At 65.9% G+C, this 21314-nt stretch carries 20 protein-coding genes and 1 pseudogene; 14 read left to right on the forward strand and 7 right to left on the reverse strand.

Translation table 11 applies throughout. The features are described 5' to 3' along the window. Positions 1-25: 25 nt before the first annotated feature. Genes leuB through leuC form a run of 3 tightly spaced genes read right to left on the reverse strand, consistent with a single transcriptional unit; the run spans position 26 to position 3213 of the window. The gene (leuB, locus tag ACE10X_RS36075) at positions 26-1159 is read right to left on the reverse strand and encodes a 3-isopropylmalate dehydrogenase (protein ID WP_375763561.1); all 1134 of its coding nucleotides are present in this window, start codon (positions 1157-1159) and stop codon (positions 26-28) included. Beyond that, a complete protein-coding gene (leuD, locus tag ACE10X_RS36080; protein ID WP_375763562.1) occupies positions 1156-1806 on the reverse strand; it encodes a 3-isopropylmalate dehydratase small subunit in 651 nt (216 codons plus the stop codon). The genes leuB and leuD overlap by 4 nt, the downstream gene beginning before the upstream one ends. Positions 1807-1809: 3 nt before the next feature. Next, the gene (gene leuC, locus ACE10X_RS36085; RefSeq protein WP_038382434.1) at positions 1810-3213 is read right to left on the reverse strand and encodes a 3-isopropylmalate dehydratase large subunit; all 1404 of its coding nucleotides are present in this window, start codon (positions 3211-3213) and stop codon (positions 1810-1812) included. A gap of 142 nt (positions 3214-3355) precedes the next feature. Here leuC and ACE10X_RS36090 point away from each other — a divergent pair, with 142 nt between their 5' ends. After that, the gene (locus tag ACE10X_RS36090) at positions 3356-4126 is read left to right on the forward strand and encodes an IclR family transcriptional regulator (RefSeq protein WP_038382433.1); all 771 of its coding nucleotides are present in this window, start codon (positions 3356-3358) and stop codon (positions 4124-4126) included. Positions 4127-4395: 269 nt separating this feature from the next. On the opposite strand, the gene ald is transcribed toward ACE10X_RS36090, so the two are convergent. Next, entirely contained in the window at positions 4396-5511 is a 1116-nt protein-coding gene (gene ald / locus ACE10X_RS36095; RefSeq protein ID WP_375763563.1) for an alanine dehydrogenase, read from the reverse strand. Between the two features lie 126 nt (positions 5512-5637). On the opposite strand from ald, the gene ACE10X_RS36100 reads away from it, so the two are divergent. The 3 genes from ACE10X_RS36100 to ACE10X_RS36110 all read left to right on the forward strand — a co-directional run bounded on the left by ACE10X_RS36100 (position 5638) and on the right by ACE10X_RS36110 (position 8053). Continuing rightward, on the forward strand, positions 5638-6126 hold the full coding sequence (locus ACE10X_RS36100; protein ID WP_016847653.1) for an Lrp/AsnC family transcriptional regulator: 489 nt from the start codon (positions 5638-5640) through the stop codon (positions 6124-6126). 192 nt (positions 6127-6318) lie between these two features. Then, positions 6319-7257 carry a hypothetical protein gene (locus ACE10X_RS36105; RefSeq protein WP_375764640.1) on the forward strand — a complete coding sequence of 313 codons (939 nt, stop codon included), beginning with the start codon at positions 6319-6321 and terminating at the stop codon, positions 7255-7257. 85 nt (positions 7258-7342) lie between these two features. Further along, complete coding sequence (locus ACE10X_RS36110) at positions 7343-8053, forward strand: type 1 glutamine amidotransferase (RefSeq protein WP_375763564.1); 711 nt, start codon at positions 7343-7345, stop codon at positions 8051-8053. Here ACE10X_RS36110 and ACE10X_RS36115 read toward each other — a convergent pair. Further along, a complete protein-coding gene (locus ACE10X_RS36115) occupies positions 8050-8928 on the reverse strand; it encodes an NmrA/HSCARG family protein (RefSeq protein WP_375763565.1) in 879 nt (292 codons plus the stop codon). The genes ACE10X_RS36110 and ACE10X_RS36115 overlap by 4 nt on opposite strands. A gap of 118 nt (positions 8929-9046) precedes the next feature. Here ACE10X_RS36115 and ACE10X_RS36120 point away from each other — a divergent pair, with 118 nt between their 5' ends. Then, on the forward strand, positions 9047-9943 hold the full coding sequence (locus ACE10X_RS36120; RefSeq protein WP_375763566.1) for a LysR family transcriptional regulator: 897 nt from the start codon (positions 9047-9049) through the stop codon (positions 9941-9943). A 21-nt stretch (positions 9944-9964) separates the two neighbouring features. Here ACE10X_RS36120 and ACE10X_RS36125 read toward each other — a convergent pair whose 3' ends face one another. Both ACE10X_RS36125 and ACE10X_RS36130 read right to left on the reverse strand, forming a co-directional pair. Further along, positions 9965-10315, reverse strand: a complete 351-nt coding sequence (locus ACE10X_RS36125) for a hypothetical protein (protein WP_026193281.1) — start codon at positions 10313-10315, stop codon at positions 9965-9967. A gap of 191 nt (positions 10316-10506) precedes the next feature. Next, positions 10507-11442, reverse strand: coding sequence for a LysR substrate-binding domain-containing protein (locus ACE10X_RS36130; protein ID WP_375763567.1), 936 nt, complete (start codon positions 11440-11442; stop codon positions 10507-10509). A gap of 196 nt (positions 11443-11638) precedes the next feature. Here ACE10X_RS36130 and ACE10X_RS36135 point away from each other — a divergent pair, with 196 nt between their 5' ends. The 9 genes and pseudogenes from ACE10X_RS36135 (at position 11639) to ACE10X_RS36175 (ending at position 21238) form a co-directional block, all read left to right on the forward strand. Next, positions 11639-12625 (forward strand): NAD(P)-dependent oxidoreductase, encoded by a 987-nt coding sequence (locus tag ACE10X_RS36135; protein WP_375763568.1) that lies wholly within the window; start codon positions 11639-11641, stop codon positions 12623-12625. A gap of 51 nt (positions 12626-12676) precedes the next feature. Then, positions 12677-14008: an MFS transporter gene (locus tag ACE10X_RS36140; protein ID WP_375763569.1), complete on the forward strand. Its 1332-nt coding sequence runs from the start codon at positions 12677-12679 to the stop codon at positions 14006-14008. Between the two features lie 29 nt (positions 14009-14037). Beyond that, positions 14038-15360: an MFS transporter gene (locus ACE10X_RS36145; RefSeq protein WP_375763570.1), complete on the forward strand. Its 1323-nt coding sequence runs from the start codon at positions 14038-14040 to the stop codon at positions 15358-15360. A gap of 22 nt (positions 15361-15382) precedes the next feature. Next, positions 15383-16408 carry an amidohydrolase family protein gene (locus ACE10X_RS36150; protein ID WP_038382421.1) on the forward strand — a complete coding sequence of 342 codons (1026 nt, stop codon included), beginning with the start codon at positions 15383-15385 and terminating at the stop codon, positions 16406-16408. A gap of 113 nt (positions 16409-16521) precedes the next feature. Then, positions 16522-17535, forward strand: coding sequence for an IS5 family transposase (locus tag ACE10X_RS36155; RefSeq protein WP_304557374.1), 1014 nt, complete (start codon positions 16522-16524; stop codon positions 17533-17535). Between the two features lie 327 nt (positions 17536-17862). Continuing rightward, positions 17863-18537 (forward strand): RraA family protein, encoded by a 675-nt coding sequence (locus tag ACE10X_RS36160; protein WP_038382420.1) that lies wholly within the window; start codon positions 17863-17865, stop codon positions 18535-18537. 192 nt (positions 18538-18729) lie between these two features. After that, complete coding sequence (locus ACE10X_RS36165; protein ID WP_038382419.1) at positions 18730-19617, forward strand: LysR family transcriptional regulator; 888 nt, start codon at positions 18730-18732, stop codon at positions 19615-19617. A 141-nt stretch (positions 19618-19758) separates the two neighbouring features. Then, positions 19759-20340: pseudogene (locus ACE10X_RS36170) on the forward strand (FAD-binding protein); the annotation flags it as partial. A 385-nt stretch (positions 20341-20725) separates the two neighbouring features. Next, the gene (locus ACE10X_RS36175) at positions 20726-21238 is read left to right on the forward strand and encodes a hypothetical protein (protein WP_157787858.1); all 513 of its coding nucleotides are present in this window, start codon (positions 20726-20728) and stop codon (positions 21236-21238) included. Positions 21239-21314: the final 76 nt, after the last annotated feature.

Below are 21314 nucleotides of genomic sequence, written 5' to 3' on the forward strand. Positions count from 1 at the left end.
ATGTGGGGCATGGCGAGGCGCGCCATCACGCGTGCTCCTTCGCCGAGATCTTGTCGAGCGCGCCGAGCACCGCATCGCCCATCTGCACGGTCGACAGCTTTTTCGCCCCGGCCTCGGCGATATCGGCCGTGCGCGCGCCGGAGGCGAGCGCGGTCTGCACCGCCTTCTCGAGCAGGTCGGCGTCCTCAGGCCGGTTCAGCGTCAGTCGCAGCAGCATCGCGACGCTGAGGATCGAACCGAGCGGATTGGCGATGCCCTTGCCCGCGATATCGGGCGCGCTGCCATGCACCGGCTCATAGAGCGCCTTGCGCCGGCCGAAGCGATCCACAGGACCGAGCGAGGCTGACGGCAGCATGCCGAGCGAGCCGGAAGCCATCGCCGCGCAGTCGGACAGGATGTCGCCGAAGATGTTGCCGGTCACCATGACGTCGAACTGCCGCGGCTCGCGCACGATCTGCATCGCGGCGTTGTCGACATAGAGATGGGTCAGCTCGACATCGGAGAACTCCTCCTTGTGCAGCTTGATCACCTCCTCGCGCCAGACCACGCTGGTCTCCAGCACATTGGCCTTGTCGACCGAGCAGACCTTGTTGCGCCGGGTCCGCGCCAGCTCGAAGGCCGAGCGCGCCACGCGGCGGATCTGGTTCGTGGTGTATTGCTCGGTGTTGAAACCGCGGCGCTGGCCGTCGGGCAGCGTCTCGATGCCGCGCGGCTCGCCGAAATAGATGCCGCTGGTCAGTTCGCGGATGATGACGAAGTCGACAGCGTCGAGCACCTCGGGCTTCAGCGGCGCGGACGCCGACAGTGCCGGGCTCGCCACGATCGGCCGCAAATTGGCATAGAGATCGTACTTGCTGCGCAGGCCCAGCAGACTGCCGGCCTTGCGCGCTGCGGCCGGCACCTCGGTGGTCTCCGGCCCGCCGGTCGCACCCCACAGGATGGCGTCAGCCTCGTCCATCGCCTCGGCGGTATCCTCGGGCAGCACCTTGCCGGTCGCCAGATACGGGATCAGGCCGTATTGCGCCTCGCGCAGCGTCATCGGCACGCTACGCTTCGCCGCGAACCAGTCGAGCACGCGGCGCGACTGCGCGGTGACCTCGGGGCCGATGCCCTCGCCGCCGACGACGGCGACCTTGACCATATTGGATTGCGTGCTCATGCGGATGTCCTTGAAGCGGGTGTCCTAGTCGAATGAATCCATGGCCGCGCCGCGCGGTCGGAAGCCTGGAAAGCGAGGATCTCGTCGTCGCGCCGCAGCGTCAGCGCCACCTCGTCGAGCCCCTTCAGCAGGCCCTCGCGCCGCCGCGGATCGATCTCGAACGAATGCCGCGCGCCCGACGGCGACACGATGGTCTGGGCCTCGAGGTCGATCGAGACCTTGCCCGCACCCTGCGTCGCCTCGATTTCGGCGGCAAGCTGATCGACCACCGCCTTGTCGACGATGACGGGAAGGATTCCGTTCTGGAAGCAGTTGGCGAAGAAGATGTCGCCGAAGCCGGAGCCGATGATGGCGCGGATGCCGCGCTCCTGCAGCGACCACACCGCGCCCTCACGCGAGGAGCCACAGCCGAAATTCGGCCCGGTCACCAAAATCTCCGCATCCCGGTACGGCTCGCGGTTCAGGATGAATTCCGGATTCTCCGAGCCGTCGGGCAGATAGCGCAGCGAGCCGAACGCCCATTTGCCGAGCGTGCCGCGGATCGAGTTGCCCACCAGCCGCTCGATGCGGATGATGACGTCGGTATCGATATTGCCGCGCATGATCGGCGCGGCGGTTGCGGTGAGCTTGTCGAACGGCTTTGGCATGCTCTAGCGTCCCATCATCCTGACATCGGCGATCGCGCCGGCAATGGCGGATGCCGCGGCACTCGCGGGGCTCGCCAGATGCGTCCGCGCACGCGGCCCTTGCCGGCCGACGAAATTGCGGTTCGAGGTCGAGACCGAGCGCTGCCCGGGCGCCACCACCTCACCATTGGCGGCAAGGCACATCGAGCAGCCCGGCTCGCGCCACTCGAAGCCGGCGTCGATGAAGATCTTGTCGAGCCCTTCGGCGACCGCCTCGCGCTTGACGTTCTCCGAGCCCGGCACCACCCAGGCGCGGACCCCGGCCGCGACCTTGCGGCCGCGCGCGACCTCGGCCGCGGCGCGCAAATCGCTGAGCCGGCTGTTGGTGCAGGAGCCGATGAACACCCAATCGACCGGCGTGCCCGCGATCGGCGCCCCGCCCTGCAGGCCCATATACTCCAGCGCGGTCTCGATCGCGGCGCGCCGCAAGGGATCGTCGACCGCCTTCGGATCGGGAATCACGCCATCGACGCCGACGACGTGCTCGGGGCTGATGCCCCAGGTCACTTGCGGGATGATCTTCTCGACGTCGATCACGACCTCGCGGTCGAACACCGCGTCGGGATCGCTCGGCAGTTCGCGCCACGCTTTCACCGCGAGATCCCACATCTCGCCCTGCGGCGCATAGGGACGGCCGCGGAGGAATTCAAACGTCTTTTCGTCCGGCGCCACCATGCCCATCTTGGCACCGAGCTCGATCGAGAGATTGCAGATCGTCAGCCGGCCCTCGATCGGCAGCGCGCGGATCGCACTGCCGGCATATTCGACCGCATAGCCGGTGCCGCCTGCAGCGCCGATATGGCCGATCAGCGCCAGGATCATGTCCTTGGCGGTGACGCCGAGCGGCAGCTTGCCCTCGAAGCGCGCGCGCAGCGTCTTCGGACGGCGCTGGATCAGCGCCTGCGTCGCCAGCACATGGGTGAGCTCGCTCGATCCGATGCCGAAGGCGAGCGCCCCTAGGCCGCCATGGGTGCAGGTGTGGCTGTCGCCGCAGACGATGGTCGCGCCCGGCAGGCTCAAGCCGAGTTCCGGCCCGATGACGTGGACAATACCCTGGCCGGGCTGATCGACATCGAACAGGGTGATGCCGCTCGCCGCCGTCTCGACCCGCAGTGCAGCCAGCAATTCCATGCCGATCTTGCTGGTTCCGGCGCGGCCCGGCGCCGTGGACAGCGCGTGATCCGGCGTCGCGAATGTCAGTTCGGGATTGTGGACCTTGAGGCCCCGGCTCTTCAGATCGAGCAGGCCGCGCGACCCGCCGAGATCGTGCAGCAGATGGCGGTCGATATGAAGGAGGTCGGTGTCCTCGCTCAAACGGGCAATGACATGCTGATCCCAGATCTTCTCGAGCAAACTTCGGCCGGGCATCCGCCTTCCCCTGCTCTGTGCGTTTCCATGCGACTTGATCTTATTGGCGGCAATCTGGGCCAAAGTTGTCGTCAAGTGAAGCAGTTTTGCCCTAACATCACATATGTGATGGAGGTGTACTTGACCCGCCGAGGAGCCAGCCATGCCGAATCCGAATAAGACGGCCATCGTCAAATCGGCCATGCGGACGTTTGCAGTTCTGGAGTTCTTCCGGAAAACAAAGCGGGCTGCTTCCGTGACTGAAATATCGTCCGCGTTGGAGATGCCCCAATCGAGCACGTCGGTGTTGCTTCGATGTCTCGTCGAATTGAACTACCTCGAATACGAGCGAAAGACCCGGCTTTTCATCCCGAGCTACCGGGTCAATCTGCTGGGTGACTGGATCCGTCGTTCCCCGTTCCGTGATACCAAGCTCACCGATCTGATGGAGGAACTCTGGACCGCGACGGGCGGCGAAACCGTCATGCTCGGACAACAGGCCGGCGCCGCCGGGATGCAGTATCTGCACGTTGTCCCCGGCGGCTCTCAGCTTCAGTACACGGCACAAGCCGGTCAAATACGACCGATGGTGCGGACCGCGCTCGGACATGTGCTGCTGAGCCAAATGCCGAACACCAAAATTCGCGGCATTATCCGCCGCAACAATGCCGAGGAGCCGAGTCAATCGGCGCGCGTTCGCGAATCCGCCTTTCTCGAGGAGGTCGAGCGCATTCGCCGCCGCGGCTATTCCGAGTCAGGCGGCCGCACGACGCCGGGCGCAAACACGATAGGCATGCTCATTCCCCGACCAAGGCGACGCGCTCCGCTCGCGATCGGCATCGGCGGACCGATCGAACGCATCGCGGCAAAGCGCGCGCACATCATCGAGGTGATGCAGAGCCGGCTGAAAGAACTGACAAGTGAAGCGCCGTAGCCCGGATGAAGCGAAGCGAAATCCGGGGGCAGTCTCCCTCCACGGAGAGATCGGCCCCGGATTTCGCTTCGCTGCATCCGGGCTACGGATACTGAATGTCTGTCTTCTCCTTCCCCCTGGAAGGGGGAAGGTCGGGATGGGGGTCCGCCACAGGCGGCGCTCTATGCGGAGAGAGCAGATCCCCACCCACTTTGCTCTGGCGAGCAAAGCGACCTCCCCTTTTCAAGGGGAGGTTGGACCCGCTGCAATTAGATCTTTCGGATTTCGCCTCACGACGCCAGCGCTTCCTCCGGCATCACGGCCGACAGATGCTGGCTCTCGGCGACAGCGCGGTTGGTGATGCGGCCGCGATGCACGTTGAGGCCGGCGCGCAGATGCGGATCCTCGACCAGCGCGCGCAGTCCCTTTGCGGCCAGCGCTAGGCCGAACGGCAGCGTGGCGTGGTTGAGCGCGTCGCTCGAGGTGACCGGCACCGCACCCGGCATGTTGGCGACGCAGTAATGCACGATGTCATCAACGAGGTAAGTCGGCGCCTGATGCGTGGTGGGCTTCGAGGTCTCGAGGCAGCCGCCCTGGTCGATCGCGACGTCGACCAGCACCGCGCGGCGTTTCATGCCTGCAAGCTGCGCGCGCGACACCAGCTTTGGCGCACTGGCGCCGGGCACCAGCACCGCGCCGATCACAACATCAGCCGCAAAGACCTCCTGCTCGATCGCTTCCAGCGTGGCGTAACGCGTACGGACGCGGCCGAGGAAGAGATCGTCGAGCGCGCGCAGCCGCGGCAATGAGCGGTCGAGAATGGTGACGTCGCTGCCGAGGCCGGCCGCCATCCGCGCCGCATGGGTGCCGACCACGCCGCCGCCGATGATCGCAACCCGCGCCGGCGGAACGCCGGGCACGCCGCCGAGCAGCTTGCCCATGCCGTCGGCGGATTTGCGCAGCGCGGCGCCCGCGGCCTCGATCGCGAGCCGGCCGGCGACTTCGCTCATCGGCGCCAGCAGCGGCAGCCCGCCATGCGCATCCGTGACGGTCTCATAGGCCACCGCCGTGCAGCCGGAAGCGATCAGCCCCGCGGTCTGCGGCACGTCGGGCGCGAGATGCAGATAGGTGAAGAGGATCTGTCCCTCGCGCAGCCTGATCCATTCGGACGGCTGCGGCTCTTTCACCTTCACGATCATCTCGGCGACGGAGAACACCTCTTCGGCGGTGTCGGCGATCCGGGCGCCAGCCTGGATGTAGACGTCGTCGCCGGCACCGATGCCGTCACCGGCGCCGCGCTGGACCACAACCTCGTGGCCGTGCGCCGCATATTCCCGCACCGAGGCGGGCGTCAGCCCGACCCGATATTCCTCGACCTTGATTTCCTTGGGCACGCCGATGCGCATGGTCCGCTCCTTGAAGGATTCGTTTCCGCCAGCATCAAGGCTATGCCCCGTCACACGGCGTTTCTCAGCGATTTCCGGCTTGCTCACAGCCAAATACGCTCATATTCTTCGCATTCAGCTCAGCCCTTGAAGGAAATCTGCGTGGACGGTCTCGATCGTATCGACCTCAGAATCCTCGCCGAGTTGGTCGCTGATGCCCGCGCCAGCCAGATCGAGCTTGCCGAGAAGGTCGGGCTGTCGCCGACCGCCTGCGCGCGGCGCATTCGCCATCTCGAGGAGATCGGCGTGATCCGCGGCTACCGCGTCGACCTCGAACCATCAGCGCTCGGCCTCGTGACGACCGTCGTCGTCACCATCACGCTGGAGAAGCAGAGCGAGGATTATCTCGCAGCCTTCGAGGCCGCGATCGCGCGCTGCCCCGACGTCGTGTCCTGCCATCTGATGTCGGGCAGCGACGATTATCATCTGCAGGTGATCGCCCGCGACATCGCCGACTTCGAGCGCATCCACAAACAGCATCTGTCGCGGATGCCGGGCGTCGCCCGCATCCATTCCAGCTTCGCGATGCGCGAGGTGGTTCGCCGCACCATTCCCGAGACCGCGCTGCGCGGCTAACGGTCACGCACCACCACGCACTGTCACAATCGCACACTGTCACAATCGGGCACTGTCATAATCGGCACTGTCGCAATCGGATCTGCCCGGCTCGCTCCCACACGCAATTTTTAGTTCGTGATTCGCCGCCTTCTATGACAGAATTGCTACAGTTCAATATCAATTCGGTTACACGCGGAGCGGTGAATGAGCATGGAGTGGCGGGCGCGGCCGGTTTCGCTGGCTTGGTCAAATCCAGTGGTCCGGTGGTGGGGCTTCCTGAGCCTCGTCAGTGCCGCCAACATCGCGATCTGGTTCGCGCTCTACCGCCAGTTCAATGAACAGGCCAATGGCAGCTTCAGCAACACCTCGGGCATCGGCCTGATGATGCTGCTGTGCGCGGCCTACGTGTTCGGCTGCGCCTTCCGCTCGGTCCTGCCGCGCGCCGACGTGCAGCGCATCTGCCTGTTCGACACCTGGCTGTCGAGCGTCATGGTCGGCCGCACGGTTGCCACCGTCGCCGAGGTCTGCTTCGCCGCGCAATGGGCGATCATCCTGCATCAACTCGGCACCATGACCGGCGCCGAGACCACCGTGACCATCGCCTGGATCATCGTGCCGCTGATCGTGATCGCCGAATGCTTCTCCTGGTATGCGGTGCTGACCACGCATTATCTCTGCAATGCGATCGAGAACTCGATCTGGGCGGTGGTGTTCTTCCTGGTCGGGATTGCGCTGTGCCGGCTGCTGCCGGAGTTTCATGGCCCGGTGCGCTGGGCCTTCGTCGTTGCGATACTCGGCATCGCCGCCTTCCTCGCCTTCCTGATGACCGTCGACGTCCCGATGTATCTGAATCGCTGGCGCGCCAACCTCGCCGCCGGCGGCACGCTGCTGCATCCGCTGGAAGGCCTGCGCGACGTCAGCCGGCGCTGGGTCGTGACCCATGACATCGCGGAATGGCGCGAGGAGATCGCCTGGATGTCGCTGTATTTCAGCATGGCGGTCTGGTCGAGCCTCGCGCTCTGCGTCGGCTACTCGCTCGAGGATCAGCTGCCGCGCTACCGCACCGAGCCTGCGATCGTTGCAACGACGCCGGCGCCGACAGCGCAGCACACCGCCACGATCGACGCGGCGGCGCCGTCGCGGAATTGATCGGCCACCGCCGCGCGCGGCTTGTCGGCGCCGGTGCTTTCGGAGTAAAGGCTGAGGCATCCCCGCTCATCCGTCAGCGCGTTCCATGCCCCGCATCACCATCATCGAAACCGGGCTCGTCAGTCCGCAATTCCGCGAGCGCCACGGCAGCTATCCGCAGATGTTTCAGCGGATGGTAGCCACCGCCGATTCCTCTGTTGCCTGCGACGTCGTCAGCCTCGCCAATGGCGAGACGCTGCCGGATCCGGTCGCCTTGGATGCGATCCTGATCACGGGATCGGCCGCCGGCGTCTACGACGATGTCGGCTGGATCGCGCCGCTCGAAGCCTTCGTGCGCACGGCCCATGACAAGCGCATTCCAACCGTCGGCGTCTGCTTCGGCCATCAGCTGATCGCGCAGGCGCTCGGCGGCACGGTGCGCAAATCCGAGAAAGGCTGGGGCATCGGGCGCCATGTCTATCGCATCGCGCCGGACAACGGGCTGATCGACGGCGAGACGATCGCCGTTGCCTGCTCACATCAGGACCAGGTGATCACCCCGCCCGCCTCCGCACGCACCATCCTGTCGTCCGGGTTCACGGCGCATGCCGGCCTGCTCTATGCCAACGGCACGACGCTGTCGGTGCAGCCGCATCCGGAATTCACCGCCGACTATGCCCGCGCGCTGTGCGACCTGCGCCGCGGCCTCGCGCCCGATAGCGTGGTCGAGACCGCGAAGACCTCGCTGGCAGAGCCGCTCGACCACGCCACGCTTGGCGGCGTGGTCACACGCTTCCTCACGCACGGGCGCAGCTAGCCCTTGCGCCACTGCGCGGCGGCGTCGCGGGCGAAATCGCGATAGGCCCGCGGCGCGCGGCCGAGCAGCTTCGTCAGGCGTGCCAGTTCGTCGGCCGTCGCGACCGCGCCGTCGCTCTGGTACCGGCCAAACATCAGGCGCATGTCGAGCGCGAGCCATGCCGGCATCGCCGCCTTGAAACGCTGCTCCATCGCCGCGAGATCGTCGCCGCCATAGCTGACCGCGCGGCCAAGTTCATCGCGCCAGATCGCAGCCGCGCCCGCGCCGGTCACGACATCGGGGCCGACCAGCGCGTAAGTCTCGCGGCCCAGCGGCGCGGACGCGCGCTCGCGGCGCAGGAGCTCGATCGCGGCCGCCTCGCCGATGTCGCGGATGTCGACCATCGAGATGCCCTTGGCGCCGATCGGCATGCCGTAGGCGCCGAAGTTCAGCAGCGGCTCCTTCAGCCGAAGATCGTTCTGGATGAAATAGGCCGGACGCAGAATGGTCGCGGGAAGATCGAGCGCCTCGATCATCCGCTCGACCGTGTGCTTGCCGGCGAAATGCGGCACGTCGGCATAGGCCTCGCCCTTGAACACCGAGAGATAGACGATGCCCTTGACGCCGGCCTCGCGTGCAGCGGTCAGCGTCAGCATCGCCTGGGTCAGTTCGTCGGCGGCGTTCGGCACCAGCAGGAACAGCGTGCTGACGCCAATGAGCGCCGCGCGAGCCGAATCCACGTCGGCAAGATCGCCGCGAACGGCCGTCACATGCTGCGGAAATTGAGCCTTGCCGGGCGAGCGCGTCAGGGCGCGAACCTCGACGCCGTGACCGGCGAGATGGTTCAGAACCTGGGTCCCGATGGTACCTGTGCTGCCTGTCACCAGAATAGCCATGTCGAAATACTCCTTCTCTTCGGCAGACCGTCTGCCGTCGCCGAGAAGCTATCTGTTCCAATTTCTCTTTGGAGATGCCATTATTTGGACATAGCGTCTCGAATATGGAACAGAACCGATGGACCTTCAGGTGCTCACCGATTTCAACCTGGTGGCCGCGCATGGCGGGTTCGGCCGCGCCAGCCGCGCCTCCGGACGGGCCAAGGCGACGCTGTCCCGCCGTGTCGCCGAACTCGAACAGAGTCTCGGCGTCCGCTTGATCGAGCGGGGTTCGCAGAGTCTGCGATTGACCGATGAGGGCCGCGCGCTGCACGAGCGCACCAGCGGTCCATTGTCCGACATCGCCGAGGCCGGCGAAGCCGTGGTGCTCGGCGCGTCGACGCCGCGCGGCCGCTTGCGGGTCAGTGCGCCGGTCTTGCTCGCCCATGTCGCGTTCGGCCGGATCGGTGCACGCTTTGCGCACGCCTATCCCGACGTCCAGCTCGAGATCGTCGCCGAGGATCGCCTGGTCGATCCGGTGGAAGACGGCTATGACCTTGTCATCCGCATCAACCCGTCACCGGATGAACGTCTCGTCGGCCGCCGCTTCCTGCATGACGAGCTGCTGGTCGTGGCGCATCCCGATCGGCAACGACCGGCGACCTCCGCGCGCGATCCGGATGGCGTCTCCGTCGATGCCGTTGTGATGTCGCCGACGCCACCGGACACGGTCTGGCGCATCCGACATGAACGCGAAGAGATTACGCTCAGGCCGCGGCCAATGCTGCGTCTCTCATCGATGCTGATGATGCGCGAGTCGGTGCTCGCAGGCGCCGGCGCGGCCCTGCTGCCCAAGCTGCTGGTCGACGACGACATTGCCGCGGGCCGGCTTGCCTACTGGGGAACGGATACCAGACCTCCGGTCGAGATCTGGGCGCTGCAGAGCTCGCGACGGCTGGTCGGTGCAAAGGTTCGCGCGTTTCTCGACGTCGTCGAGCAGGCGTTCCCGAACCGGGTCTTCGTTCCGCCGGCCTGAGTTGCAGCCGGACGATGCGCCTCAGGTCATGCTGCCCGGCATGAAGCAGCGCACGCGCGGGTGGCCGTCGATATAGTGCTTCCACACCATGGTGCGCCCGACCTTGTTCGGCTCGGTGATCACGGCCTCGTTCGGCACGACAACCCATTCATTGTCGATGAGCACGCGATAGTGGCCGTGATCCGACTCCCAGTCGGGATCGGCGACCACATAGCCGTCGGCATCCGAGCAGCATTGCCCGTAGCCGCTGCGCAGGCTCTCGAACCAGGGCTTTAGCGGTGAATTGGCGTAGCGGCCGTCGTCGCGCGCCAAGGCCGGTGATGCGAGGCAAATCGTCCCAAGCAGCAGTGCCGCACGTGTGATGACGTGCATGTCGTCTCGTCTCCGCAGACTTTGATCCAGCTGCGGGCGCGCGTCACGCATTGTTCGCCCGCGACATGACCGTCGCGGGCGAGAACACGGCACAACCGCGCCCCAGCACCTGACGCTGAACGATGCAAGAGCAAGGCCAGACTGGATGCCGGAAGACTACGGTCAACGAACGTATAGGGCGTGCAGCACGATCAACGACTCACTGCTGCGACCTCGGGGATGAGCGGCGGTGCGCTGCGCGACGCCGCCTGCAGCGCGCATTCGACGAACCGGCGCGGCAGCAGCGAGGCGCTGGAGCGCATCGCCACCAGCATGCGGCTTTCCGCATCCGGCGTGTCCAGCGGCTTCGCCACCACATTCATCACGCCGGCCTGCTGGTAGCACGACGGCAGGATCGAAAGCCCGATCCCGGCCGCAACGAGGCTGAGCACGGTGCGCAGCTCATGCGCCTCCTGCACCACGCGCGGGGCAAAGCCCGCCCGCCGGCACAGCATCGCGGCCTGATCGCCGACACCGCAGCCGCTCTCGGCCATGCCGACGAATTCGTGCTCGGCAAGGTCGGCCATCTCAAGCGCACCCTTCGCGCCGGCCAGCGGATGATCCAGCGGCAAAAACACCATCAGCCGGTCGCGCCAGACCACATGGACCTGCAGATCGGCCGCCGGCCTGAAATCGAGCGGCGGGCGCATGATCGCGACATCGAGTTCGGCGTCGGCAAGCGCGCGCAGCTGCGTTGCCGTCGACATGTGCCGGAGCTCGATCTTCACCCGCGGATAGCTGGCGCGAAAGCTGCGGAACAGTTCGGCGAACATGTCGAGCATCGGGACCGAGCCGGTAAAGCCGACGCGGATCATGCCGGCCTCGCCGCGCGCCGCACGGCGCACCGTCTCCGACGCTAGATCAAGCTCGCTGACCGCGCGCCGCGCATGTTCCAGCAGCAATTGTCCGGCTTGCGTCAGTTCCACCGCGCGCCGTGTCCGCGCCAACAGGCGCGTGCCGAGTTCTTCCTCCATCGCCTTGATCTGCGTGCTCAGCGGCGGCTGGCTGACATGCAAGCGTTTCGCTGCGCGGCTGAAGCTGAGCTCTTCGGCCACCGCGATGAAGTAACGAAGCTGCCTGTAATCCATCGCTTATTCCGATTCCCTATAAGTCGGGGGTCAACAAGGTATTTGACCTCACGGGGCCGTTTCCCGATCTTCGCGCGAAATCACCTGTCCTCCAAGGGAGAAGAAGGGAGAAGCGCGTGAAATGCGTCAGGTTCAGGCAGAATGGCGCGGCGCGCGCGGCGGGTCAGCCATGCAATATCGCAGCGGACGATAGAAGATGACCGCCCCGTTTCGCGTTCTGGTCACCGGCGACAGCCTCGCGCCGGCCGCCGTCAATGTCCTCAGCGAGATCGGTGCAGATGTCGTGCTGATGCGCGATGCCGTCACGCCCAAACGTCTCACGCACGAGATGGCGCGGGCGCCGACGCAGGCGATCCTGATGCGCGGCAATCCGGTATTCTCCGCCGCCGTCATCGCCGGCAATCCGCATCTGCGCGTGATCGCAAAGCACGGCGCCGGCGTCGACAGCGTCGATATCGATGCCGCGACAGCCAGGCGCGTACTGGTGATGGTCGCGGGCGACGCGAATGCGCCTGCGGTTGCCGAGCACACCATCGCATTGATCCTCGCGCTCGGGCGCGACGTCGTCAGCCTGAACGCGCGAACCCATTCCGGCGCCTGGGACCGCGCCACCTATCGCGGCCGCGAAATCCGCGGCCGCACAATCGGCCTGGTCGGCTTCGGCCGCATCGCCCGGCATGTCGCGCGCGCGGCGGCCGCGCTCGGCATGAGCGTCGTCGCGCTCGGCCGGAGCAAGGGCCGCGTCGATCCGGCGCTGGCGCGCGAAGCCGCCGATCTCGCCGAGCTGCTCGCAGTCTCCGACATCGTCAGCCTGCACGCACCGCTGACCGATGCGACGCGCGGCATGATCGATGCCGGGCGGCTTGACGCCATGAAGCCTGGCTCCCTCCTGATCAACACCGCGCGCGGCTCGCTGGTCGACGAGGACGCGCTGTGCGCGGCGCTGCGAAGCGGCCATCTCGCCGGCGCCGGCCTCGACACGCTGGCGGAGGAGCCGCCGGCGAAGGACAGGCCGATCCTGCAGGCGCCGAACCTGATCGTGACGCCGCATATCGCAGCCCAAACCGGCGCATCGATCACGCGGACCGGCGTCGAGGCCGCGCGCAACATCGTCGCGGTCCTCACGCAACGCGACATCGATCGCGCCAACGTCGTCAATCCGGCCGCGCTGGACCCGCCTTAAGTCTCACGGAAACGGCCCGGCAAGAGGTCGCGACATCAAGAGGAAACGAACATGAATCTGGGGTGGCTGTCCAAGCTGTCCGCCGTCGAACGCAAGACCTTCTTCGCCGCCTTCGGCGGCCTTGCGCTCGATTCGATGGACACGACGATCTACGCGCTGGTCACGCCGGCGCTGATCGCAACGCTGAGCCTGTCGCGGCCTGACGCCGGCATTCTGGCTTCCAGCTCGTTGATCGGCACCGCGCTGGGCGGCTGGGTCGCCGGAATTGCCGCGGACCGGTTCGGCCGGGTGCGCGTGCTGCAATTCACCATCCTCTTGGTCGCGGTCTCGACCTTTGCCGCCGCCTTTGCCGACGGCTTCTGGTATCTCTTGGTCGCACGCGCCGTCCAGGGCATGGGCTATGGCGGCGAGGCCGCGGTCGGTGCCGTGCTGGTCGCCGAAGTGGTTTCGGCCGGCATGCGCGGCCGCGTCGCCGCCGCGATCCAGAGCGGATACGCTGTCGGCAATGCGCTGTCGGTGGCGCTGTTTCCCGTCATCTTCGGCTGGCTGTCGCAGGACATGGCCTGGCGCGTGTTCTTCGCGATCGGAATCCTCCCCGCGCTGCTGGTATTCTTCGTCCGCCGCTTCGTGCCGGAATCCGCGATCTTCGTCGAGGAGAAGGCACAGCGCGCCGCCTCGCCGACGCACAGCTTCTGGACCATCTTCACCGGCGAGCACCTGTTCAAGACGCTGGTCGCGACCTTCTTCACCACCGGCACGCTCGGCGCAGCCTATGTGATGATCACCTGGCTGCCGACCTATCTGCAAACCGGGCTGCATCTGCCGGTCACGCACACTGCCGGCTATCTCGCCGTCAACATCTTCGGATCGTTCGTCGGACCGATCGCCTTCGGCCTGATCGCCGACCGCATCGGCCGCCGCAAGGGTTTCATGCTGTTCCTGGTCTGCCAGGCACTGAATGTCGTCGTCTACACCCAGGCGCCGATCGGCCAGGGCATCACCATCATCCTCGGATTCTTCCTCGGCGCGCTGCAGGCCGGCCTCGCCTCCGGCCTGATGCCGACCTTTGCCGAGCTGTTTCCGACCAGCATCCGCGCCAACGGCGCCGGTTTTGCGCTGAGCGCAGGACGCGGCCTCGGCTCGATCGTGCCGGCGACCGTCGGCATTCTCTCGACGCGGATGCATCTCGGCGACGCAATGGCGATCTGCGCCATCTGTGGCTACACCGCTGCCTTCTGCGCGGCATTGCTGCTGCCCGAGCAGCAGGGCATCGACCTCAGAACAATGGCGACAGGCGCAGCTTCGGACGGCGCCGAACGGCTGCCTGCCGAACGAGAGGCCGGACACCCCAACAACATCCGAAATGGCGTCGCGACCCAATGAACGCCATCACAATGAACGGGAGGATTGCAATGACTGGTGCGTCCGTCACTGAACTCGAACAGCAGACCATCCGCCGCGTCTATTGGCGGCTGATCCCGATCCTGTTCGTGATGATGTTCTTCAACTATCTCGACCGCATCAATCTCGGCTATGCCGGGCTGACGATGAACAAGGACCTCGGCCTTAGCCCCGCGATCTTCGGCTTCGCGGCCAGCATCTTCTTCCTCGGCTACATGGTGCTCGAGGTGCCGAGCAACCTGATGCTGCACTTGCTCGGGGCGCGGATCTGGCTGGCGCGGATCCTGATCACCTGGGGTCTCGTCGCCGCGCTGACAGCCTTTGTCTGGAATCCGCTCAGCCTCTACGTCATGCGGTTCGGCCTCGGCGTCGCGGAAGCCGGCTTCATGCCCGGCGTGGTGCTTTACCTCACCTACTGGTTCCCGGCGCGCTATCGCGCCCGCGCGGTGGCGGGATACATCATCGCCGGCTCGTTCTCGGCGGTTTTGGGCGGGCCGATCTCGACCAGCATCATGACCTGGTTCGATGGCGGTCTCCACGGCTGGCAATGGATGTTCCTCGCCGAGGGCGTGCCGACCATTCTGCTCGGCCTGTTCACGCTCTATTATCTCACCGACCGCCCGGCCAAGGCGAGCTGGCTCACCAAAGAACAGGCGGCCTGGCTGGAAGGCGAACTCGCCGCCGAGCGGGCCGAGATCGAACAACAGGGGCAGCACAGGTTGATCGAATGCGTCCTCGATATCCGGGTCTGGCTGCTGGCGGCGCTGTTCGGCTGCGCATTGGTCGGGATCTACGGCCTCTTGCTGTGGCTGCCGCAGATCATCAAGGGCATGGGCAATCTCAGCAACATCCAGGTCGGCTTCCTCTCGGCGATCCCGCCGCTGCTCGGCGTCATCGGCACCATCGTGGTCAGCCGCAGCTCGGACAAGACCGGCGATCGCAAGTTTCATCTCGCGGCGGTCTATCTGCTGGCCGCCGTTGCGATGCTCGGCAGCGCCTATGTCGCGAGCCCGGTGCTGGCCTTCGTGTTCCTCTGCATCGTCGGCTTCAGCCTCAATGCCGGCAATCCGCTGTTCTGGAGCATCAACGCCTCGCTGCTGACCGGCGCGGCCGGTGCCGCCTCGATCGCGCTGGTCAACACGCTGGCGCAGTTCGGCGGCCTGATCGGGCCGTGGTGCATCGGCCTGATCAAGGACTCCACCGGAAGCTTCTCCTGGGCACTGGTCGGGATCGCCGGCTTCCTGCTCGTCGCCTCCGCCATCGCCGCCACCATGCGCGTCAAGCCGCGCGAGACGGAATTGACGGGCGCGATCCCGTCATCCGTCGCCCACTGACACCCCTACCAAGGAAGCAACCATGATCATCGATTGTCACGGCCATTACACCACCGAGCCGGCCAAGCTGCAGATCTTCCGCGACAAGCAGCTCGCCGGCCTCGCCGACAAGTCGCGCCGGCCGCTCACCACCAATCTCGGCATCACCGATGACGAGATCCGCTCTAGCGTCGAGGGCGCGCAGCTTCGCCTGCAAAGGGAGCGCGGCACCGACGTCACCATCTTCTCGCCGCGCGCCGCCGGCATGGCGCACCACGTCGGCAAGGAAGCGACCAGCCGCGAATGGACCACGATCTGCAACGACCTGGTGCACCGGGTCTGCACGCTGTTCCCGCAGAACTTCGTCCCCGTCTGCCAGCTGCCGCAGAGCCCGGGCGTCAAGCCCGCGAACTGCATCGAGGAGCTGGAGCGCTGCGTGACGCAGCTCGGCTTCGTCGGCTGCAACCTCAACCCCGATCCCGCCGGCGGCTATTGGTGCGATCCGCCGCTGACCGACGAATGGTGGTATCCGCTGTATGAGAAGATGGTCGAGCTCGACGTGCCGGCGATGGTCCATGTCTCCTCGTCCTGCAATCCCTGCTTCCACGGCACCGGCGCGCATTACCTCAACGGCGACACCACTGCCTTCATGCAGTTCCTGACCTCGGACCTGTTCAAGCGCTTCCCGACCCTGCGGTTCATCATCCCGCATGGCGGCGGCGCGGTGCCCTATCACTGGGGCCGCTACCGCGGCCTGGCGCAGGACATGAAGCTGCCGCCGCTGTCGGAGCATCTGCTGAAGAACGTGTTCTTCGACACCTGCGTCTATCACCTCCCCGGCATCGAGCTGTTGACCAGGGTGATCCCCGTCGAGAACATCCTGTTCGCGTCTGAAATGGTCGGCGCCGTGCGCGGCATCGATCCTGAAACGGGTCATCACTTCGACGACACCCGCCGCTATATCGACGCGCTGCCGCTGAGCGCGGCGGACAAGGCCAAGATCTTTGAAGGCAATGCCCGCCGCGTCTATCCTCGCCTCAGCGCCCATCTCGACCGCCGCGCGCATTAGTTGATGGTTGAACTGATCTGGCCGCAGACCTGCTTCACCTCTCCCGCTTGCGAGGGCTTTGCGCAAAGGCGAATCTGCGATTCTCTAGGACCGATCTGAAGGGGGAGGCGGGGATGGCGTATCGGCAGGTTGGTCAAGCGAGCTTCGCAGATGCGCTGGTGTCGCGGCGGGGGAAAGGGAGTTCGGTGCTGAGGCGGATTGGCGAGCTGGTCGATTGGGCGGCTGTGGAGTGCGTGCTGCGCAGCCTTGCTGAACCGGAGCGTGGAGCGCCGCCCTATCCACGGCTGGTGATGTTCAAGGCGTTGTTGTTGCAGCAATGGTATGGGTTGTCTGATCCGGAGCTGGAGGAGGCGCTCGATGATCGGGCCTCGTTCCGCGAATTCTGCGGCTTTGTGCTCGGTGACGAGACGCCCGACCACACGACGATCTGGCGCTTCCGCGAAGCTTTGCAGCAGGCCGCTCTGGAGGAGAGGCTGTTCGGCGAGATCCTGCGCCAGATCGACGCGCGCGGGCTGGTGCTGCGCCGGGGCACCTTGATCGATGCGAGCCTGATCCCGGCGGCGGTGAAGCCGCCGAAGCCGCCGAAAGACCCGCTGCCGCTCGGCCCGGACGGCCGTGCGCCGAGCAAGCTGGTCAACAGCGAGCGGGATGCGGATGCGCGATGGACCAAGAAGGGTGGCAAGCGGTACTTCGGCTACAAGGCGCATGTCGGCGTCGACCAGGGCTCGGCGATCATCCGTCGCAGCAAGCTGACCGACGCCGCGGTCAACGACACGGTGCCGGCCGACGAGTTGATCTGCGGCGACGAGAAGGCGGTCTACGCCGACCAGGCCTATGACAAGCACGAGCGCCGCGCCCTCCTCGCGGCCCGGGGCATCAAGCCGCGGCTGATGTTCCGGCCCAACAAGCATCATCCCCTGACCGCGCGTCAGAAGCGCTTCAACGACGCCGTGGGACGGCGCCGCGCCCCGGTCGAGCAGGTCTTCGCGCGCCTCAAGGGCGTCTATGGCTGGGCGCGCGCTCGCTATCTGGGCTTGGCACGCAATCAGACCCATCTGCATCTTCTCTGCCTCGCCATGAACCTCAAACGATGGGCAATGCTGCGTCCAGCGGGAGTTGCGCTGTGACCGCCGCTCCGCAATGCCGTCAATCGGCCGCCCAAACCAAGCTGTCCACTCCCCCGCGCCCCCAGAAGCCACGCAAAAAAAGGCCTGACACTGGCCTGCACTCGCGCACGCCCGATTGCGCAAAGCCCTCGCTTGCGGGGGAGGTCGGATCGCATCGAAGATGCGATCCGGGTGGGGGCTCTCTCCACAATATGACTCGTGGAGAGAGCCCCCACCCCAGCCCTCCCCCGCAAGCGGGAGAGGGAGCCCATCTGCTGCGCGGCCATAGTTTGATCCGATCCAATCGTGCTCTAAGCAAACGCCCAACACAAACTCCGGAGAAAACCGATGGCCATTGGATTTGCAATTCACAAGGCGAAGCGGAAAGTGTCGCCCGACCTCGTCGCGCGCTACGGCACGCTGCCGGTCGCCAATATCAGCGATTCGATGTCGCGGATCGCGGGCACCAACCGGCTGCGGCCAATGCATGCGGGCGGCTGGCTCGGCGGCCCGGCGCTGACCGTCAAGACCCGGCCCGGCGACAATCTGATGGTGCACAAGGCGATCGATCTGGCGCAGCCGGGTGACGTCATCGTGGTCGATGCCGGCGGCGTGCTGGTCAACGCCATCATCGGCGAGATCATGTCGACGCTGGCCGAGAAGAAGGGCGTCGCGGGCTTCGTGATCGACGGCTCGATCCGCGATGCCGGCGCGATCCGCGCCGGATCATTCCCGGTGTTCGCTGCCGGCGTCGCCCATCGCGGCCCCTACAAGGATGGCCCGGGTGAGATCAATTGCGCCATCTCGATCGACGGAATGATCGTCGAGCCCGGCGATCTCGTCGTGGCCGACGACGATGGCGTGCTCTGCGTGCCCTATGACGACGCCGAGGCGATCTGCAAGCTGACCGAAGCCAAGAAGGCCACCGAGGAAAAGGCCATCCAGCAAATCCTCGCCGGCACCAGCGACCGCCGCTGGGTCGACGAGGCCCTGCAGCGCCTCGGCTGCGAGTTCAAGGACTGAGATGGACGCTGATGCGGGACGCTGCCCGGCGTCCCGCAATCGAGCGTCGCTGAATGCGACAAGCGCGGTCGAGATCGCGCGTCGTGCCATGCCGGTTCCCTGCCGGATCGGTTCCCGGCGAACGGCAGCCTCTCCTGACAATCCCATCACACCGTAATATCCTTCCGGTTTGCGGGAGAATGAGGTGGCTCGATGGAAGATATCGAGGTCTTTCTCGCGGTCATCGAGGCCGGTAGCCAGACGGCGGCCGCACGTCGGCTGGGCCGCTCGTTGCAATCGGTCAATCGATCGCTGATGACACTCGAACGCAGCGTCGGCGTCGAGTTGGTGCGACGTACAACCCGGCAGTCGTTCCCGACCGAAGCGGGATTGGCGTTCTATCGGCGCGTCAAACCTGCCGTTGCCGAGATCAGCGAGGCACGCCTCGAAGCGGCAAGCCAGCGCGCCGAGCCGTCGGGCCTGCTTCGCATCGCCGCGCCAGTCCAGTTCGCCTCCGCGTTTGTCGTCCCAGTCATCGCGGATTTCATTGCCCGCTACCCCCTGATCAAGGCTGAACTCAAGGCCTCGGATCGAGCCATCGATGTTGTCGGCGATGGCTTCGACATCGCCATCCGGATCAGGGAGCTGCCGGATTCGTCGCTCAAGGCCCGACGGCTTGGTGAGATTCGTACCGTCGTCTACGGCGCGCCGCGCTACTTCGCCCGTTACGGACGCCCGGCTCATCCCGACGACCTCGACCGGCATCAATGCGTCCTCCGCACCACGAGCGGGGGCGAGCCCGCGATATGGCGGTTTCAGATCGATGGCGGCATCAGGACGGTTCGGGTGAATGGCTGCTTCGAGACCGACAATACCGCGGCGCTCTCCGCGGCGGCACGTGATGGCCTGGGCCTCGGATACGGGCCGTTCTGGCAGGTCCGTGATCTCGTCAACGATGGCGCGATCGAAATTGTACTTGAGGAGTTCGAAGCACCGCGGATGCCGATCCATGCGGTGTTCCCGCCAAGCGGCATGCCGGCGGCAAAGACGCGCCTGTTCGCCGATAGCCTGGTCGATCGACTGAAGCACGAGCAGCTTTAGACACTGGCGCGCGCCATCGCCATTCTCTCGGTAGACGGGAAGGTGCTTCCCGCCGGGCGCTGATTGTCCGGCAAGCGGGCCCAACCCATTGTGCGGGTGAGCGGCAACGAAGCTTGCCGCATCATGCAGTTGAGGAGGCCCATGACGAACAGGCGTACCCTGCTCGGCGCAGGACTTTGCGCGGCCGCAGCGTTGTCGTCTCGCGCCACCCACGCGACGGCGCTCGCGCAGGCTCAGGGCTGCGACGGGTCCACGGCCGACGGCGAGCTCAGCCAATTCGCGTGCGACCTGCTCCCGGCGGCTGGTGCGCTCAGCGACGACAACAACGACCGCGCCGCCGTTTCCCGCGATTTCGGCAACATCGTTCAAGGCCAACCTCGTGCGGTGCTGAAACCTGCCTCCGCCGCCGATGTCGCCCGCCTGGTTCGTTGGGCCGGCAAGTCAGGGCACAAGATAGCGGCACGCGGGCAGGGCCATTCGACCTATGGCCGCGCGCTGACCGAAGGTGGCATCGTCATCGAGATGACCTCGCTCAACGCGATCCACCACATTGCGGCCGATCGTATCGTCGTCGATGCCGGCACGAAGTGGGAACGCGTCCTCGAAGCGACGCTAGCGCAAGGCCTCACGCCCCCGGTGCTCACCAACTATCTCGGCCTTTCCGTCGGCGGCACGATCTCCGTCGGCGGAATCGGCGGCAGTTCGTCGCGCCATGGCATGCAGACAGACCATGTTCTCTCGCTGAACATGGTTACGGGAACCGGCGAGCAATTGACCTGTTCGCCGCAGTCGCACGCCGATCTGTTCGATGCCGCTCGGGCCGGGCTTGCACAGTGCGGTCTGATCACACGGGCAACCCTGAAACTGGTGCGCGCGCCCGAGCGCGTCCGCCGATACCAGCTTTTCTACCGGGACCTTGCCTCGCTTGCTGCAGACCAGCGCCGCGCGCTTCAAGACGATCGCTTCGATCAATTGCAGGGGGCGATTCTCCCGGCCGGCCCCGGACGCTGGCGATACCAGCTCGAAGGCGCCGTGTTCTACGACAAGGGTTCGCCCCCCAAACGACGGCGCCGTGCTTGGATCGCTGTCCGACGACCGCAATACGGCGGTGATCACCGATCTGGCCTATCACGACGACGCGCTTGCCTTCGCGAAATTGGAAGCGCTGCTAAGGTCGAAGGGGCTGTGGTCGAGCCCGCACCCCTGGTTGTTCACGTTTCTGCCCGACTGCAACGCCGAGCATCTGGCCGACGAGATGATCGGCCGCCTCTCGGCTGAGGAGATCGGGCCGCTCGGGCGAGTGACCTTTTATCCCCTGAACACGCGCGCGTCGGGCACGCCGCTGGTGCGGTGGCCCGATGGCAACATCGCCTTCTGCTTCAACATCGTTCACATGCTGGCGTCGGCAGGTGCGGCAGGGGTTGGTCAGACGCTGTCGAAGAACCGCCTATTTTACGAGCAGATCCGCGGCGCGGGCGGCGTCCAATATCCCGTCAGCGCGCTTCCCATGGCGCCGGAGGATTGGGAACGTCACTTCGGCTCGGCCTGGCCGAAGCTGCGCGACGCCAAGCGGCGTTACGATCCGGCCAATCTGCTGACCCCCGGCTACAATCTGTTCTGATCCCGGCGCCGGGTGAACAGAAGCAGCACGCCCGACCGAAACCGGCCTGCATGCAGCCGGTTGGTCCCGCGAGGGG

Source organism: Bradyrhizobium sp. Pha-3, from assembly GCF_042258325.1.
Taxonomy (GTDB): domain Bacteria; phylum Pseudomonadota; class Alphaproteobacteria; order Rhizobiales; family Xanthobacteraceae; genus Bradyrhizobium; species Bradyrhizobium elkanii.